This window comes from Streptomyces sp. AC627_RSS907 (assembly GCF_019049165.1).
The window spans coordinates 1-626 of record NZ_JAGMUE010001357.1 but is presented as its reverse complement, the minus strand read 5'-3'; the positions used below and the strand labels follow the sequence as shown (position 1 = coordinate 626).

General features: G+C 67.4%; 1 pseudogene. It reads left to right on the top strand.

The features are described 5' to 3' along the window. Positions 1-257 precede the first annotated feature (257 nt). Positions 258-626: pseudogene (locus KUM32_RS41905) on the top strand (hypothetical protein); the annotation flags it as partial.

The window sequence follows — 626 nt, the reverse complement described above, 5'->3', positions numbered from 1 at the left end:
GCTGAGCGGAAGCCGATCAACGGCGTCCGTCGAGGTGTAGCGTGGCTGGAACTCTCCGTGATGCCGTCTTTCTGAGCTGCGACGATGGGTCACCCTTCGATAACGTCCTGGTGATCGTTGGGTGGAGAGTGGAACGCGTTGCCCCACACGGGCGTTTTCTTCGAGTGGAATAGCAGCACACTTGGTTGAGGACCGCGGGGGCGGCCGGTTGCTTGCAGCGACGGGCGTGACGTGCAAGAGATAAGGGGCCGCGGCAGATGGCTGGACTCACACTGGGGTCCCCCCTGGCAGCAGACGTCAGGGAAGGGTCGAACCCGGATGTCAGCCTGCTCTACGACATCAACGGCCTGGCCGAGGACGCGCCGCACTGGTGCGACCGGTTGATGGAGTTCATCGGCGAGTTCGGCGTCGTCTTCGGTCTGCTCGCGCTGCTGCTCGGCGCCTGGTGGAGCGCGCGCAAGCGCTCCGACGCGGCGAGCGCCGTCGCCGGCCTGGCGTGGGCGCCGCTCGCGGCCGGCATCGCGCTGCTGGGCAACATCCCGATCCGCGGCTTCGTCAAGCGTCCCCGCCCCTTCGTGGACCACCCGCAGGAGCTCGAGGTGCTGGTGGCGGGCAAGAGCGACTAC